Origin of the sequence: Pseudorhodoplanes sp., from assembly GCA_032027085.1 — a bacterium.
Lineage (GTDB): Bacteria > Pseudomonadota > Alphaproteobacteria > Rhizobiales > Xanthobacteraceae > Pseudorhodoplanes.
Map to the genome: position 1 here is coordinate 782,840 of JAVSMS010000001.1, position 16,320 is coordinate 799,159.

Here is a 16,320-nt window from a genome sequence, read left to right on the forward strand (position 1 = left end):
TCGCCGGGCGTATTCTTTTCCCAGATCAGAGGTAGCAATGACTAGACGTGAAGTGGGCGTGCGGATCGATGGGATCGCCGCCCTTTGCCAAATGAGCAAAGAGGAGTTTCTGCAAAAGCTCGTTCAGGCTCCCGAATCTGGCTTTCTTCCGGGATCGAGGGGGCGTTTGCTTTCGGAGCGACAGCTTCGGTGGACCTACGCTGATGCTCTGGCAATCGAAGTCAGTCGCCAATTTCACGACAGCGAAGCGGGCCGCCAGTTCTTGGATGCCAACGGCATTGGGCTTTATGAGGCACTCAAGATTCAAATGTCCGCCGATGCGATTCGGAAATTCTTTGCGACAGCCACCACGGTCTCTGTGCGGAGCAAAACGCTTTCGGATTTCTGGGTTGCGGTGATGGCGTCCCGCAATACGTGGGGATCGGCGCCGCGCGGCTCTTGGCCCGTGACGGGGTTTGGGCCGGGCGAGTATTGGAGCCAAATCCATTTCTGCGGAATCATCGATGACGTGATGAGCGAGGTCAAGGAGTGGATGCTTCGCGACGAGGAAGCCTATCCGGACTCGGACCCGGCGCGCATCTTCATGACCAACATTTCGGCCGCCGACCGGCGCCTTCGCAAGCGAGCGGAAGAGCTTGGAATTGAAATCGCCGGTTATGACTTTGAGGGTGATGATGCCGAACGATGAAATCACCATCGTCCATCTGCCTCCTGATTTTGCGCGCCGTCAGAAAGAATTTCGGCGTCGGCGACGCGCCGGTCAGCAGTTTACGATGGAACAGGCGGCCGAATTGCTCGGCGTCGATTTCGAATTTCTGTCGGCCGTTTCTGCAGTCCATCTCGCATTGCTGACCGGCCAACCCGTGCTGGTTGATCCGTCAACGGACGCCAAGCCGCATTAGCGCACCTCATCAAGTCTGAAATGCACGGACCCGCCGGCCTGCGGCCGGCGGGCGTTTTTTTGCGTCCAAAAGAAAGCGCAGACAATGGATAATCCGACTATTGCAACCCGGCGAGCTGATCTGAGCGCCGGATCATACGACTCCAAATCCGGGACATTCACGGCGATCGCAGCGACCTCATCTCCCGTTCAGCGCCGCATCTTTGGTGAAACCGTTTTTGAAGTCTTGTCGATGCGGCCCGAATCCGTCCGCCTCGATCGGTTCCGGTCCGGCCGCGCACCGCTGCTCGATAGCCATCGCGCAGGCTCGATCGCAGATCAGATTGGCGTCATTACTGGCGCGCGCATTGAGAGCGACCAACTCACCGTGCGCGTAAAGCTTTCCGACCGGAACGACGATCGGATGAAGCAAATTCGCGCTGACCTCGCCGCCGGCGTCATCCGCAATGTGAGCGTTGGTTATAGCGTCTACGCAAGCGAGGAGGCGGAAGGCGCTGGTGGCATGTCCGTGATTATCCGCACAGATTGGGAGCCGGCTGAGCTTAGCCTCGTGTCGATTCCCGCTGATCCTCAAGCTCACATCCGATCCATGAAAGGAAAAAGTATGGATAAGACCGCGATCAATGACGACACCGACACCCGGGAGGCCGACCCGATCGAGTCCGCCGCTCTTGCGTCGGACGATGGCTCCGACATTTCCCAGGTCCGACGCACCATGTCTGATCGGCACGCGCGCGAGGCGTACACCATTGCCGCACGGGCTGGTTTTTCGGCCGAGTTCGCTCGCCAGCACATCGAATCCGGCGTTACGCTCAAAGAATTCCGGACGATCATTCTCAACGAGAAAGCCAACGAGGCGGATCGCTCGCGCACTGTCAGTTTCGCTCACCAAGGAGAGGAACGAAGCTTTAATAATCCGGAATTCCTCGGTCAGTCGATTGAACAGGCCCTGTATGCCCGCATGACAGGCAAGGCGCCGGAAGGTGCCGCCCGCGAACTCATGGGACGATCGCTGCTCGATATGGGCTCCCTGCTCTTGCAGGCGAATGGTGAGCGGGTGTCGTGGTCGAACCGTGAAGCATTGGCTTCACAAATCCTCACGCGCAACTATCACACCACAAGCGATTTTCCGGTTCTCCTGACAGGCGCCGGAAATCGCGTCCTCCTCGATGCTTACAAGGCCGCCGAATGTCCGCTCAAGCGGCTTGCGCGCCGGCGTAACGCGGCTGATTTTCGTCCGCTGTCGCTGGGGAAGCTGAGCGAGGCGCCCCGCCTACAAAAGGTTGGCGAGGCTGGCGAGGTGACTTACGGAAGCCGCTCGGAGGCGAAGGAGGGCTTTAAGGTCGAAACCTTTGCGCGCATCTTCTCGCTCTCCCGTCAGGCGATCATCAATGATGATCTTGGCGCGTTTGCCGATTCGAATATGGCGTGGGGGCGTGCAGCCGCCGAAACCGAGGCCGATCTGCTGGTATCGCTGTTCACCGCGAATTCCGGCAATGGTGTTAATCTCGATGACGGCAATCCGATCTATACGACCGGCCGCAAGAACAAGGCAGCGGCCGGTGCCGCTCTTGACGTAACGACGCTCGGCGCGGGCCGTCAAGCTATGCGCGAAACCAAGGGGCTTGATGGCAAGACACCGATTGGCGTAACGCCTCGGCATTTGGTTGTGGGGCCGGCGAAGGAAACGCAGGCTGAACAGGTTTTGGCGGCGATCGCAGCGGCGCAAGTGGCTGACGCCAACCCGTTCAGCGGCAAGCTGACGTTGCATGTTGAACCACGCTTCACTGGCAATGGCTGGCGCATTTTTGCCGATCCTGCGGAGCTTGCAACAATCGTGATCGCGTATCTTAATGGTCGCGAGGGTCCGGTGCTTGAAACCCGTGAGGGGTGGACGACACTCGGCGCCGAATTCCGCGCCGTTTTGGATTTCGGATGCGGCATTGCCGATTGGCGGGGCACGTATCTGAATCCCGGTGAATAATCTCTAGGACGCGGCGGGGTCTTCTCTGAGGGCGTCGCGGCCCGTCCAATAACGAAAGCTTTCCTCCCTTCCCCGCCTTTGCTTGTCGGCGCGCCGCCGGCCGGTGCGTTTCGTGGGTCAAGGAAAGCAAGGCCGCACCATTTTCCAAAGCAATTCCGATGAACTCACCCAATCCACAGCGAGGGCGCAGGCTGTCGGTCCTGCCCCCATCGCTACCGCCACGCGGTATCTCGCGTGAGCAGGCGGCCGAGTATATCGGAATCAGCCCGTCTACCTTTGATAAGTTGGTCAAGGATGGCCGGATGCCTCAGCCAAAGCGCATTGATGGGCGGGTCGTTTGGGAGGTCCGCCGACTTGACTGCGCGTTCGACGCCTTGGACGATGTCGGGAACGGTAGCAACCCGTGGGACGAAAACTAATTCACATGCGAATTCGGCTTAAATTCCTTTGTGAGGACGTTGACCGCCACGGCAACGTGCGCCGCTATGTGCGCTTGCCTGGCCGCAAGAAGGTCCGCCTGCGCGCTTATCCCGGCAGCGAAGAATTCATGAGCGAGTATCACGCCGCACTCGCCGATAAGGTTGAAGCGCCGCGTCAAGCGCGCGTGATGGCGCGCGGTTCATTCGGTTACGTCTGCCGAGCTTATTATGCCAGTGCCGCATTCAAAGCCTTGGACGGTAGTACCCAGAGTTGGCGGCGGCGCACGCTGGACGAAATCTGCGAGAAAAAGGGTAGCCATCCGATCGCCATGATGCAGCCGCGTCATGTGCGCGCATTGCGCGATGAAAAGGCGAACACGCCGGGCGCAGCGAACATGCGGGTTAAGGCGTTGCGCGCGCTGTTTCGTTGGGCTGTCGAGGCGGACGAGGCGCCACATGATCCTGCACGCGAAGTGCAATTGACCCGCTATGTCACCAAGGGGCATCACTCATGGTCGCTTGAGGAGGTAGAAGCCTTCGAGGCCAAACATCCGGTCGGAACCAAAGCCCGACTGGCGATGGCAATCATGCTTTACACCGCTTGCCGGCGAGAGGATGCCGTTCGCCTTGGCCCTCAACACATACGCAACGGCCGCTTGCACTACGTTCAAGCGAAAAACGAACATCGCAGCCCGGTGACACTGGATATTCCCGTTCACCCTGATCTTGCGGATGTTATCGACGCGACACCCTCAAGCCATCTAACGTTTCTGGTGACGGAATATGGGAAGCCATTTTCGGCTGCGGGTTTCGGAAACAAATTCCGCGAATGGTGTAATAAGGCCAATTTGCCTTACTGCTCAGCGCACGGCTTGCGCAAAGCCGCCGCCTCACGTCTCGCCGAGCGCGGCGCAACCCCTCACGAGATCATGGCAATTACCGGGCATCGCTCACTTGAAGAGGTCGAGCGGTATACGCGGGGTGCACAAAAAGCCCGGCTAGCAGATTCAGCGATGAAAAAAATGCGCCGACATGATTGACCACTAAGATTTCAAAAATGACCGCTCATCTCGTTCCGGCAAAAGTTCGAACCATGGATGTGTTCCAACACATCGACATGGGATTCATTAATCGTAGACTTTGCTTGACTGCGCTTCCACAAGCATTGCGCTATGAGTTCATATCGAAATCACGCGACGATTCGAACCATCTTGATCGCCTCTGGAATGATCATTTTCTTGTAACGCTGCTTCTGGATGTGTGCGATGCGTCGCATGCTCCGACACTCCTTGAGGCGCTACAAATGGGTCATCCCAGATGCGTGTTTCGGAGCACCGAACGACTGGCACCCTGCCCTGAAATATATAGCGCTGATCGTGTGAGTCACGATGTTTTACTCGACATCGATTTTGGAAAGCCGGTGCGCATCTCCTATCACACAAAACATCTAGTGAGCGACACGGGCAAAATGACATTGTCGGAAGGCGCCCCCGAGGGGTACGTCGAGTCGATGGTTGGTATTCTCCACGATCGCCCGAAGCAATTCACAATTGAGCCGCTCGTGATCGGCGCACCTTGGCTGGAGCATCCGCGAAATCAAGACGGATCGGAGTTGGTTTGGTTCGGTCGCGACTTTGGCGAATTATTGCCAGAAGATATTGAGCAATTTTCGAAACTCGCGGACATTAAGGTCGGCTCGCCGGATGAATGGATGAGCGTAATGAAAAACCTTCCCGAAGAGGATGTGAAGAAGGCATTTGCTGCCCTACTCGGCGAGCCATTCAAGAAAGATTGGGGCGGAGAATCGAACGATCATTTTTCAAGTAACGTTACTGTCGCGGGTCGTCGGCGGACCGCCGCCTTCATGTTCAAAGGGCCGGCCGTTTTTCGTGAAATGACTATGGATATGTGCGGAAAGCGCGCCGATCAGATTTATCGACTAACTAACTCTGGCGCGGATATTTCAATTGTACAGCATGCGCATCTGATCGGTGAGGCCGTCCGAGCAACACTACGTAGCCTCACGGTATATCCGGGGCGGCCACGAAAATATTGTTTGATTGATGGTCAGGCCACCTATCGCATCCTAAAGGCTTACGGCTCAATTTAGGAATTCACACGGAGACCATTTGTCGAACGGATCATGTCCCACTCTGTATAGCGGTGGGACAAAAGCCCGAAAAACCACAATGCCATCAATGTGGCTTAACTTGAATGGCGCTCCCTAGGGGAATCGAACCCCTGTTTCAGCCTTGAGAGAAATCTTTTCGGTCGTCGGCGAACGTCGACGAACGTCTGCAAACGTTGATTTTATTGATGTTTTTCGCTAGTCTGCCTTCAGCGTTCGCCGATGTTCTGCAACATCTTTTCCGTACAGTTTCCGTACGCGGCGCCGCCTCTAGGAACGAAATCACGTGGCCCGCGCCGTCCGCAACGCCAAAATCGATAGCCGTTCTGCGCGCGCTCGCTTGCCAGCGCGGCGCGAGCCTTACTGGACGGTTATTTCGGCCGGCTGTGCCCTTGGCTACCGCCGTGGTGCGTACGGTGGCACTTGGGTGGCAAGACTGCGCGACGAAACCGGAAAACAGCACTACGAAGCCCTAGGAGCCGCGGACGACGCCCGCGACCCGGACAACCTCACTGTCTTCTCCTTTCCACAGGCCCAAGCACTTGCCCAGGCATTTTTTGAGCGGCGCGCTCGCGAGCTCGCCGGCGATATGGCTCCCCTGATCGGTCCGTTTGTCGTTGCCGATGCGATCGACCGCTATGCCGAATACTACAATCGCCGCGGCGGTAAAGAGCCCGAAAAGATTGCCAGCGTCGCCAAGAACTACATTTTGGACGAGCTCGGCAGCATACCGGTCGCCAAGCTCACCAAAGGCCGCATCGAGAAGTGGCTGCAAGACATCGCCAGTTCCCCGGCTCGGGTTCGCACCTCAGCGGGGAAGCCGCAAAGATTCCGCTCGCCTGCAAAGACGCGTGATGGTCAGCGACAGCGACAAGCAACCGCCAACCGGGTCCTCACGATCCTGAAGGCTGCGCTCAATCATGCCTACCACGAAGGGTTGGTGGCGCACGATGATGCTTGGCGACGGGTGAAAGCGTTTCGCGGCGTGGACACATCACGCGTCCAATACCTGACTGACGAAGAATGCCGTCGGCTGGTCAATGCATGCGAGCCAGATTTCCGCAAGCTGGTTATCGCAGCTTTGATGACAGGTTGCCGATATGGCGAATTGATTGCCCTCAACGTCGATGACTTCAATGCAGACGTGGGCAGTATTCGCATTAGGTATAGCAAGAGCGGAAAGCCACGGCATGTTGTGCTCGCAGACGAAGGCCTTGCTTTCTTTCGGCAGGAGACTGCGGGCCGAACGAGTGCAGATCTCTTGTTCAGGAAAACCAATGGGCGTGGCTGGAAACGAGCAGAACAGCAGCGACCGTTTCTTGCGGCCTGTGGAGTCGCATCATTAAAGTCGGTCCGCTTTCACGGTCTAAGGCACACTTATGCGTCTCGCCTCGTCATGAACGGCGCGCCGCTTGCCGTCGTGGCAGCGCAACTCGGTCATGCTGACACGCGAATGGTCGAAAAGCACTATGGACATCTAACGCCGAGCTATATCGCGGACACTGTTCGCGCTGCATATGGGCGCATCGGGATTGGCCAATCGGTTAACGTGGTGCCGTTCAAAGCAACCGGCACTAGCTGAATGGTTGGTAACCTGCAAGCGGTCCCCGGCGTACAATGCCAAGCGCAATAATCGGCATCGATTAAGCTGCGTTTCGAGATCGGACGCAGGGGTAATTTGTTTGATTCGCAATGAAACGATGGGCCAAGTAGTCGAGCCAACCGCAACTTCCAATCCAGGAGACTGAGCAGTCGGCCAGCAAAGCGCAGTGACCTTTTTGTGTCGGGTGAGTATAAGTTTGGTTCTCTATGCGCCTGTGCAATGACAGAAGCCTGACTCAGATTTTTGCAATTTCCAGTAGGCGCACCATGAGATGCCGAGAACGCAAAACGCGCGGTGCAAATGAACCGCGCGTTTGCTCAACTTCCTGACTTTGGATGCAGGCGACCCAGCAGCACCGCACGAGTCGCCGCGCACACTCGGCCGCACTCGCTTCCGCCAAACCATCCAGGCTCACCATCTTCCTCCGTCGCGTATTCCGAGATGCGCCTTGCCTTCGGAGCTCATCATCTCCGGCGTCCAGCGGGGCTCGTAGGTGAGCGTTACCTCGACGAACTTAACCCCCGGCACGTCACTCGCCGCGTCGCCTGCACCCCGTTTCAGATAGTTCGTCGCCGGGCATCCCGGCGTCGTGGTGGTCATGGTGATACGGACAATGCCGTCCTCTTCCATGACCACATTATAGACGAGGCCCAGATCGACGATGTTGCAGCCAAGTTCCGGATCGATCACCCGGCGCAGCGCATCTCTGATGCGCTCGACCACAACGGCCTGATCATCGTCAGGCAAGGATGCAGGTGACAACCCTTCTGCGGGAGCACTCTGGCGCAGAATCGGCGCACCGGACATGAAATGCTCCATGATCGCTCCGAAGATCGCCGGCTTGAGGTGCTGCCAGTCGCCGTCCGACTTGGTTATTGTGATTGAATCCTTGCCAAGCGAGACGGACGCAATGCCCGAGATGGCAAAGAGCCGTTCAGCGAGCGGCGAGACTGCAGCTTCCATCCGGCCGGGCAGTTCGACGGTACCCGCGGAGAGAACCTGGCGGTCAGGCAGGAACTTCAAGCGGGCTGGATCCGCTGTCGCTTCGGTCTGAATGAACATGGCTCACACGATCCCTGCTGAATACGGACACGGCAGCGGGCCTGACGGAGCGCCGCGGCAAAATTGGATGTCGTCCATCAGAAGAGTGAACGACAAACATCACAACCCCCTGGAGGCTCGCCCTGATACTCAAATCGACTCGAGATCCGGAGAATGAACTCAGGCAGCCTTCGCAAGCTTGCCGATTTCGACCCGCCAGACTTCTGGTCCGCGTTCGAGATAGGTCCAGGAGAACTGCTTCGGATATTCCGCTTCGAGCTGATAGTAGAGCGGCTTCGGGTCGTGATCGTTGACAAGTATAAATGAGGCGCCACCCGTCAGCTCATTGACAAGCTCGAAGATTTTTGCGTGGCGCTGTGCAGGCACGAGGCTGCGCACGTCAACCACGTTGGCGGCGGACACATTGGTGGCGTTTGTCATGAAAAAGCTCCTTGCTCACTGCTGGGTTGATCCGAAACGCCTGGCGGCGGCGACAGCTTTTGCCTGCCGTTAAGATTGGGATCAGCGACATGCTGACCTTTGGCGTATCTACCTGCGATCACGGCGGAAATATCAGCGCGGCCGATGCCGAGCTCGGCGAGCTCCCGGTCGGTCATGCCGACCAGTTCGTCGTAGAGCTGTGACATTCGACGGGCCTCGGCAATTCCTTCGGCGAGCGCCTTGCCCCAATGACCGACCGTGTTTCTGGCGCCATCTAACGCCAAGCTGAAACGGGACCGGCGTTGCCGCGCGACCGGTGGGGATGCGTTCGCCGGGGATACGCTCGCGCAACTTTCGAATGAGAGTGCCTTGTTCATGATCATCACCCCAGCACCTGTGGGAACGGTGCTGGTACTGTCTCCCTTAAAAGATATATTGTCAATATATCTTTTTGGATCTATGTGTCTAAAGAGAGCGCGACTGGCAATATTCAGGAATTCGAAATGGAGAGCGCGATGCTGATTCAGCCCGGCGAATATGCGATCGCCCCGACCCTTAGTGTTGCAACCCGCGAGCCCACGGATATGGTGGATGGTGCCGCTATTAAAGTCCGCAGCATCGGAAATTTGCTCAAGCGACAGGACGCCTCACCGGATAGGGAGATCGTGGCCGATGATATAGCCAGTGCCAGCGGACATGTCTTTCCATGCACGGCAAACGATCTGCCTGGAGTCGACCTTGGCGATCTTGTGCAACGATTGGTCGCAGCGTTTCGCCGGCATCCGCATATCAGCAACGTGATGACTCACATTAGCGGCGCGAAATGGGAGCGGATCGAACAAGCTCTTCGGGCCATTCTCGATCCCTCCGCCACACAAAACGATCTTGCGCCGCTCGCTCGAAATATTGTTGAGCTGATGTGGGCTGAGCGCGGCGTCACGGGGCGGATCCTAAAGCCCTATTTGCATGAACTGTTTGCCGGCATCCTGCCGCGGCCGGTTGCCGACCGCCTTTTGGGCCACATCGCCGACTTGTGCGGACGCCAAGCTCCGCTTCCCAGCCATCGTAGGGGGGCGCGGGTGACCGAAAGGACTCCGATTACAAACGAACGCTTGGTCGATGTACGCGAGATCAAGCCGCGCGTCCGCCATACGGTGATTTTCCAGCTCTTTGAGCGCCTCGACGAGACAAACTCGCTTCAGCTTATTACCGATCATGATCCACGACCCTTGCACCTCCAGCTTGAGGCGCAGCACGGCAGCCATTGCGAGTGGATTTATCTTGAACAAGGCCCGGACGTCTGGCGCGTCCGGCTGCACCGTCGAGATCGCGCGGAGGTCAGATCGTGACCGGTGCGTAAATTATCTTGAGAACACTGTCATGAGGGCTCGCAGGATCATCGCGAGTGAGGTGCGCGAGCGCCACCACCGGGACTGGCTGGGCGACAGGAGGATAGGATGGGTACTTCAGACAATGGCGTGCACAGTAACAGGAATGGAATTTTCAATGCGATCCAGCCAGCCTACGAACGCGAATGGATAGATCACGCGCTATTGATTCAAGCCGATTATGAACGATGCCATCCGGAGGACACGTTCACGGATCTCCTGCACCGTGCGCGGTTCACCAAGGAAGACAAAGGGCTTCTCCGCCATTGGATGACCGTCGCAGCGCGGCGGGCGAATGCAACGCGATCCCAGCAGACGGTCGCAGACTCATGCCGTACGGCGGCATGAGAGGGCAATTCATACATTCCGAGAAGGCGACGAGGTGCGCCGTGCCGCGCAGACCCGCCATTGCCCCTCATTTCACACTGAGACTTTTCGAATTGAGCCTTGCCGGAGCCGTCACAAGAACCGGATCTGCACGCTCGCTCGTCGATTTTGAGGTAAATGGAAGGCACGATAGAGGCCGCGTCGGTCTTCTCGGCCGGGGTAGAAGCAAGCGACGCATACGAACCTCACAAGATCGGACACGCACGTCTCCGGGCGCGGCTTCTTTGCGCAACAGATTTCGCATAAGCGAAGCTCTGCCGAATCTCGTGCAACAGTAGGCCACGTCGACAGTAGCGAGCCATAACGCCCCTCCAAAATCCTTGCGGCGAGAAGAACGCGCCTGAGTGTTCTTCGGACAATAACCAGGCGAGACGCATGTCAATTCGCTTTACAAAGCAGATATTATAGTGAAATATCACGATCGAATGGATATGCTGGATCATTCAGTTCCACGATTCGAAACGCGCCGTGGCGATATAATGACAACCCCAAGTCACCATCGCTGGCTAGACTGGGGGAAACGCTGGCGCTGTGGCACAGCACATTGCCGAGTTGAAAGTGTTGGGGGTGAAATCACCCCGCGCGCACCTTTGATCCATACATCTCATCTTCACGAGTGACCTGCCGCGTCGCGGATCGAACTGCAGGGACGACACATCAGCGTCAGAATTCTGGAAAACCTTCATGGCCCTTCAAGTCCGGTATCGGCTGTACTCTCCACGACGCGGGTCAGTGCAAACCGCACTGGCGCCCGAATCATCACATCGCCCTCTGAGACAACGCCAAACAGAATGGAGTTTGCCATGCGCAATCGTCGCGAATTCATCGTATCGACAGCAGGACTCGCGGTCGCTGCCGCCATCATCGGCACGAACGCCTCAACTGCCCTGGCACAGGATTGGCCGCAGCGGCCGGTGACGATCATCGTGCCGTTCGCCGCGGGCGGCAATACTGACGGCATTGCACGCATCACGGCGCAGCGCCTGACAGAAACGCTTGGTGGCCAGTTCGTGGTCGAAAACCGGCCCGGCGCCGGCGGCGCGCTTGCGGCCGAGACCGTGGCAAAGTCCCCGCCTGACGGCTACACGCTGCTCATCGCCGCCCTGCCGGTCATGGCCATCGTGCCAGCAATCAATAAGGTGCGTTACGATGCGCAGAAGAACTTCACGCCAATTACCAACATCGCGACCAATCCGTTCGTGCTGGTTGTGAACAAGGACGTTCCGGTAAAAACCCTCAAGGAATTCATCGCCTATGTAAAGGCTCGCGACGGACAGTTGACATACGGCTCCGCCGGCATCGGTAGCCTTAATCATCTCTCCATGGCGCTCTTCCTAAAAAAAGCCGGTATTGAGATGACGCACGTGCCCTACAAGGGGAATGCACCGGCATTATCCGACGTCGTCGCGGGTCACGTTCCGGCGATGTTCTCAAATTTCTCGGACGCGCTGCCGCAGGCCAATGCCGGTCACGTGCGTATGCTAGCGCTCTCCTCGAAGGAGCGTTCGCCGCTCGCAAAGGATCTTCCGACCGTGGCTGAATCTGGCTTTCCGGATTTTAACATCCTGACCTGGAATGGCCTGATGGCACCGTCCGATACACCAAAGCCGATCGTTGACAAGATCGCTGGGGTCGTCGCCGCGGCGATTAAGGATCCAAAATTCTCCGCGCGGCTCTCCGAATTCGGCGTCGATCCGCTCGGCAGTTCCCCGGAGGAATACAGGACGATGCTCGCCAAAGATGTCGCGACCTGGGCCGACGTCGTTAACATTGCCGGCGTCACGCGATAGGAGAGATGGATGGGCATGTCTCCTGTCCTGATCGCAGGCGGTGGCCCGGTCGGCATCATTACCGCTGTCGCTCTCGCACAGCGCGACATCCCAGTTCGCGTGTTTGAGGCCGCGCAAAGCGTCAACGACGCACCGCGCGCTTCGACTCTGCACCCGGCGACGCTGGAAATGCTGGCGGATATGGAATTACTGGATGGGATCATTGCGCGCGGACTTGTCGCGCGCACCTTCCAGTTCTGGGACAGGCCGACCAGGAGCGTGGTCGCTGAATTCGACCACGCGATCCTGAAAGATGACACACCATATCCGTTCGTCGTTCAGTGCGAGCAGCACAAGATCGCCAATATGGGCATCGCTAGGCTAAAGACATTCAAGCATGCTGAGGTGAATTTCGCATCGCCGGTCATAGCGATTAACCCGCTGGATGATCGTGTCGAGATTACCGTCGAGATATCCGGCAAGCCGCAGACTATCTCGGGTAGCTATCTTGTGGGTGCAGACGGCGGCCGTTCGCTGGTGCGAAAGTCGCTCGGCATCGACTTCGAAGGATATACATTCCCCGAACGGTTCCTTGTACTGACGACGCTGTTCGATTTCGCAGCCGAGCACGGCGTTGCATATCGCGCCTATTTCTCCGACCCGGACGAGTGGACCAACCTGTTCAAGGTCGCCGGTGACGACGGCAAGGGCCGCTGGCGTGCGGTTTTCCCAACCCTGCCCGGCCAGACTGACGAGGACGTCCTCAACGAGATGGCGACCGAATCCCGCCTTCAGAAATTTTTCCCGAAGGCGGGACGCTATGAGATCGTCCATCGCAACATATATCGCGTGCACCAGCGTGTCGCAGCGAATTTCCGGCACGGCCGTGTATTTCTTGCGGGCGACTCTGCGCACGTCAACAACCCCATTGGCGGGCTCGGGCTCAATTGCGGCATCCATGACGCCACTCATCTTGCAAAGTTGCTGTCGACCGTGCTGCGCGAAGAGCGCCCGCACAGCGACCTCGACACCTACGATGCCGTGCGCCGGCCGATGAACATCGAATATGTGCAGCAGCAGACCATCGCCAACAAGAAGCGGTTGGAGGAAAAGGATCCCGCCGTCCGGGAGACCAATTTCGAGTCCCTGCGCCGCATGGCCGAAGATCCGCCTGCACATCGTGCGTTCCTGATGCGCACATCCCTTCTGGAGAGCGTACGCAAGCAGAAGGCTGCCCCATGACCGCTAATTCCAGGCTGAAGATCGCCGTCCCCGATCTGATCTCGAATTCTTACTTTCCGGCCGTCGCCGCCGTCGAGCTTGGCAAGTTCAAAGACCATGGCTTTGACGCGGAGATCGAGCTGGTCTTTCCGGTCAACAAAGCCTACGCAGCTTTGCGCGATGGCACGGTGGATTGCGTCGCGGGATCAGCCCATTCGGCTCTTTCAACATTTCCGGAATGGAGGGGCGTGAAGCTTGTCTGTGCGCAGGGACAAGGCATGTACTGGTTCCTCGTCATGCGCTCAGATATCGAATGCGCGCGTGGCGACGTGAGTGTCGTCAAGGGCCGCAAGATTGGTGCCGCTCCCTGGGTCGATCTCGGCCTGAAGCAGTTGCTGGTCGCCGCCGGCATCGATGAAATGCGCGACAACGTCACAATTGCGCCCGTGCCGAATACGGGAAGTTCCAGCGTCAATTTCGGCCTAATGGCGGCGAAAGCGCTGGAAGAGCGGCTTATCGATGGCTTTTGGGCCAACGGAATGGGCACGGAAGTCGCAGTGCGCAGCGGCGCAGGCAAGGTCGTGCTCGATATACGGCGCGGCGACGGCCCGCCCGAGTGTTTCAACTACACAATGGCTTCGCTTGCGGTAAACGATGATTTTTTCGCGCAAGACCCGGGCGCCTCTGCACGCCTTATCGCCGCAATGAACGAGACGCATGCGGCTCTGAAGGGAGATATCGCACTGGCGGAACAGGTCGGCCGCAAGGTCTTCCCGGAACGTGAGGCGTCGCTGATCGCCACTTTGGTGGAACGCGACCTGCCCTATTACACCACGTCAATTTCGCAGGACTTCATTGCCGGCATGAACAACTTCGCACGCAAGCGTGGCATCCTTTCAGGAAATCCCGCATACAAGGATGTGGTGGCGGTCTGATTGCTCCGCTTGAGCTGCGACTGCGCCAGCCTGTCGGTTGCAATCGACATTACCGTTGCCCCAGTTCGGGTACCAGGCAATCCTGCCATCCCGGAACGTCGGCGACGTCCGGAAACGTCTCTCCGAACGGACGCGTTGCATCGACGCCGACGGCCGATGAAATGCGGGCAGCGGTAGAGCGCGTTTCGCCAACGGAGGGATCAAGTGGCCCTGCCGGCAACTCATCGACCAGGAACACATCGCGATCGGGACGCACGCGGAAGCAGGTGGCCCATTCCACTTCGGCTGAATCGTGAATATTGATATCTGGCTCGACGACTATCACCCATTTGGGGCGGATGTTGCTTGCCATGGTAGCCAGGATTGCCTGCCGAGCCTCTCCGGCGAAGCGCGGCCGCATGGAGATCACCACTCGGAATGACACGCCTCCCGAGGGCGAGATCGCGACGCGTTCGATTGTGGGGAACTGTGCTCGCAACGTCCGGCAAACCGACGTCTCGAACGGAATCGATTTCAGGATGTGATTTTCGGTGATTGGCTTACCAGTCAAAAGACCCTGGAAGTACGGCCGTTGCCGATGCGTGATGGCTGTTATCCGTGCGACAGGTTTGTGGGAGGCCGGCGTGTAGTAGCCAGTGTATTCGCCCAGCGGACCTTCCGAAACGGCACTGTCCAGGTCGACCTCAAACTCGATGACAACCTCGGCCGTGGCCGGGACTTCAAGATCAACGGTCTTGCAACGGACCAGTTCGACGGGCGCGCCCCGTAAGCCGCCAGCAATGTACCAGTCATCAGTATCATCGCTGGTCTGCACTTGGCAGGTGTATGCAAGAATGGGATCGACGCCGATGACAATAGCCCCCACCGGAGTTATCCCGGCGCGCTTGCATTTCAAAAGATACTTGCCGAAACGATGAAACGGCTGAGCAAAGAACGTGAAGTGATCACGATCGATGATTTGCGCACGGTAATGCCCGATGTCGCTGACGCCGATTTCCGGATCCTTCGAGATGAAAATGCCGGCGGTGATGTAACGTCCGCCGTCCTGAGGGCTGTAGATCGGGATCGGAAAGCGGGTGATGTCGATCTCGTCACCGGTCAGCACGACCTCGTGACTCGGCGCACCGCTTGAAACCAGAACTGGACCGATCGGATTGTTTAAACCCGACAACACCTTTTCAAATATCGTTTGTTCCGTTGCCTCGAACGCCAGCAAAGCTTTCTTGCGCGTGGAGTAGACCCCGCCAACGAGAGGATATTGCGTCCCGTTTTGCGTAAAGATGATGGCAGGTCCCTGCTGCGCGTAGCTCTGCTTAAGCACCTTTGCAACATCGTATTGCAGGTTGACTGGCCGATCGATCTCTATCAGGTCGTCATGATCACGAAGGGTCTGAAGAAACTCCCGAAAATCATTGTAGGGCATCGATGGCTCACTTATTGCTGGCGATCTTCTGATTTCCTGGCGCGCACCCTCTTTCGTCGTGTTTTCTGAGCTTGCGCATCTGGCCATTCCAGCGTTTCGCGAAAGGAGCAGAAAGCCCGAATTGATCGAGCACACGTGCAACGATGTGATCGACAATATCGTCCACCGATTGCGGATGGTTATAGAAGGCCGGCATCGGAGGCAGAATAGTCACGCCCATGGCAGCCAACTTGAGCATGTTTTCGAGATGTATGGGAGACAGCGGGGTTTCGCGCGCGACGAGCACCAGCTTGCGTCGCTCCTTGAGAATGACGTCGGCGGCCCGGTGCACGAGATGTTCGCCATAACCATGCGCAATGCCGCTCAACGTCCGCATCGAGCAGGGAATGACGACCATTCCGTCGGTCAGGAAAGAACCGGAAGAGACGGAAGCACCCATATCCGCCAAGTTATGTGTTACGCTGGCCAGCGTGCGGACATCATCGACGCTATAGGGCGTTTCATGCTCGATAGTTTGTTGCGCCCACTTAGTGATGATGAGATGCGTTTCCACATCGCATTTCTTTAGGGCCTCCAGCAGGCGGATCCCGAGAATCGCGCCGGTCGCCCCGGTCATTCCTACGATCAATCGCCGCTTCATTGGCCTTCCTTTTCTGCAACCCAAAATTTCGTTGCGATCT

Annotated in this window: 16 protein-coding genes; 11 read left to right on the plus strand and 5 right to left on the minus strand. The window is 57.7% G+C overall.

All coding sequences use genetic code 11. The features are described from left to right. The first annotated feature begins 37 nt into the window (after positions 1-37). The 6 genes from RO009_03760 (at position 38) to RO009_03785 (ending at position 7,014) form a co-directional block, all read left to right on the plus strand. On the plus strand, positions 38-688 hold the full coding sequence (locus RO009_03760) for a hypothetical protein (GenBank protein MDT3684143.1): 651 nt from the start codon (positions 38-40) through the stop codon (positions 686-688). Then, entirely contained in the window at positions 675-902 is a 228-nt protein-coding gene (locus tag RO009_03765; GenBank protein MDT3684144.1) for a hypothetical protein, read from the plus strand. Before RO009_03760 ends, RO009_03765 begins: the two co-directional genes overlap by 14 nt. A 231-nt stretch (positions 903-1,133) precedes the next feature. Continuing rightward, positions 1,134-2,885, plus strand: coding sequence for a Mu-like prophage major head subunit gpT family protein (locus tag RO009_03770; protein MDT3684145.1), 1,752 nt, complete (start codon positions 1,134-1,136; stop codon positions 2,883-2,885). A gap of 424 nt (positions 2,886-3,309) precedes the next feature. Next, a complete protein-coding gene (locus RO009_03775; GenBank protein MDT3684146.1) occupies positions 3,310-4,344 on the plus strand; it encodes a tyrosine-type recombinase/integrase in 1,035 nt (344 codons plus the stop codon). Between the two features lie 17 nt (positions 4,345-4,361). Then, entirely contained in the window at positions 4,362-5,414 is a 1,053-nt protein-coding gene (locus RO009_03780; protein ID MDT3684147.1) for a hypothetical protein, read from the plus strand. Positions 5,415-5,718: 304 nt separating this feature from the next. Further along, positions 5,719-7,014, plus strand: coding sequence for a site-specific integrase (locus RO009_03785; protein ID MDT3684148.1), 1,296 nt, complete (start codon positions 5,719-5,721; stop codon positions 7,012-7,014). A 432-nt stretch (positions 7,015-7,446) separates the two neighbouring features. On the opposite strand, the gene RO009_03790 is transcribed toward RO009_03785, so the two are convergent. From RO009_03790 to RO009_03800, 3 genes are all read right to left on the minus strand, one after another. Continuing rightward, positions 7,447-8,097: a NifU N-terminal domain-containing protein gene (locus RO009_03790; protein MDT3684149.1), complete on the minus strand. Its 651-nt coding sequence runs from the start codon at positions 8,095-8,097 to the stop codon at positions 7,447-7,449. 159 nt (positions 8,098-8,256) lie between these two features. Then, complete coding sequence (locus RO009_03795) at positions 8,257-8,517, minus strand: DUF2249 domain-containing protein (GenBank protein MDT3684150.1); 261 nt, start codon at positions 8,515-8,517, stop codon at positions 8,257-8,259. Next, positions 8,514-8,894: a hypothetical protein gene (locus RO009_03800; GenBank protein ID MDT3684151.1), complete on the minus strand. Its 381-nt coding sequence runs from the start codon at positions 8,892-8,894 to the stop codon at positions 8,514-8,516. Before RO009_03800 ends, RO009_03795 begins: the two co-directional genes overlap by 4 nt. 138 nt (positions 8,895-9,032) lie before the next feature. Between RO009_03800 and RO009_03805 the strand changes: the two genes are divergently transcribed. The 5 genes from RO009_03805 to RO009_03825 all read left to right on the plus strand — a co-directional run bounded on the left by RO009_03805 (position 9,033) and on the right by RO009_03825 (position 14,217). Then, positions 9,033-9,866 (plus strand): DUF2249 domain-containing protein, encoded by an 834-nt coding sequence (locus tag RO009_03805; GenBank protein MDT3684152.1) that lies wholly within the window; start codon positions 9,033-9,035, stop codon positions 9,864-9,866. Positions 9,867-9,974: 108 nt separating this feature from the next. After that, a complete protein-coding gene (locus RO009_03810) occupies positions 9,975-10,253 on the plus strand; it encodes a hypothetical protein (protein ID MDT3684153.1) in 279 nt (92 codons plus the stop codon). An 842-nt stretch (positions 10,254-11,095) separates the two neighbouring features. Continuing rightward, a complete protein-coding gene (locus tag RO009_03815) occupies positions 11,096-12,082 on the plus strand; it encodes a tripartite tricarboxylate transporter substrate binding protein (protein MDT3684154.1) in 987 nt (328 codons plus the stop codon). A 9-nt stretch (positions 12,083-12,091) separates the two neighbouring features. Then, positions 12,092-13,303: an NAD(P)/FAD-dependent oxidoreductase gene (locus RO009_03820; protein ID MDT3684155.1), complete on the plus strand. Its 1,212-nt coding sequence runs from the start codon at positions 12,092-12,094 to the stop codon at positions 13,301-13,303. After that, on the plus strand, positions 13,300-14,217 hold the full coding sequence (locus RO009_03825; protein ID MDT3684156.1) for an ABC transporter substrate-binding protein: 918 nt from the start codon (positions 13,300-13,302) through the stop codon (positions 14,215-14,217). The genes RO009_03820 and RO009_03825 overlap by 4 nt, the downstream gene beginning before the upstream one ends. A gap of 49 nt (positions 14,218-14,266) precedes the next feature. On the opposite strand, the gene RO009_03830 is transcribed toward RO009_03825, so the two are convergent. Next, the gene (locus tag RO009_03830) at positions 14,267-15,640 is read right to left on the minus strand and encodes a UbiD family decarboxylase (protein MDT3684157.1); all 1,374 of its coding nucleotides are present in this window, start codon (positions 15,638-15,640) and stop codon (positions 14,267-14,269) included. 7 nt (positions 15,641-15,647) lie between these two features. After that, positions 15,648-16,280 carry a non-oxidative hydroxyarylic acid decarboxylases subunit B gene (locus RO009_03835; GenBank protein ID MDT3684158.1) on the minus strand — a complete coding sequence of 211 codons (633 nt, stop codon included), beginning with the start codon at positions 16,278-16,280 and terminating at the stop codon, positions 15,648-15,650. Positions 16,281-16,320 lie beyond the last annotated feature (40 nt).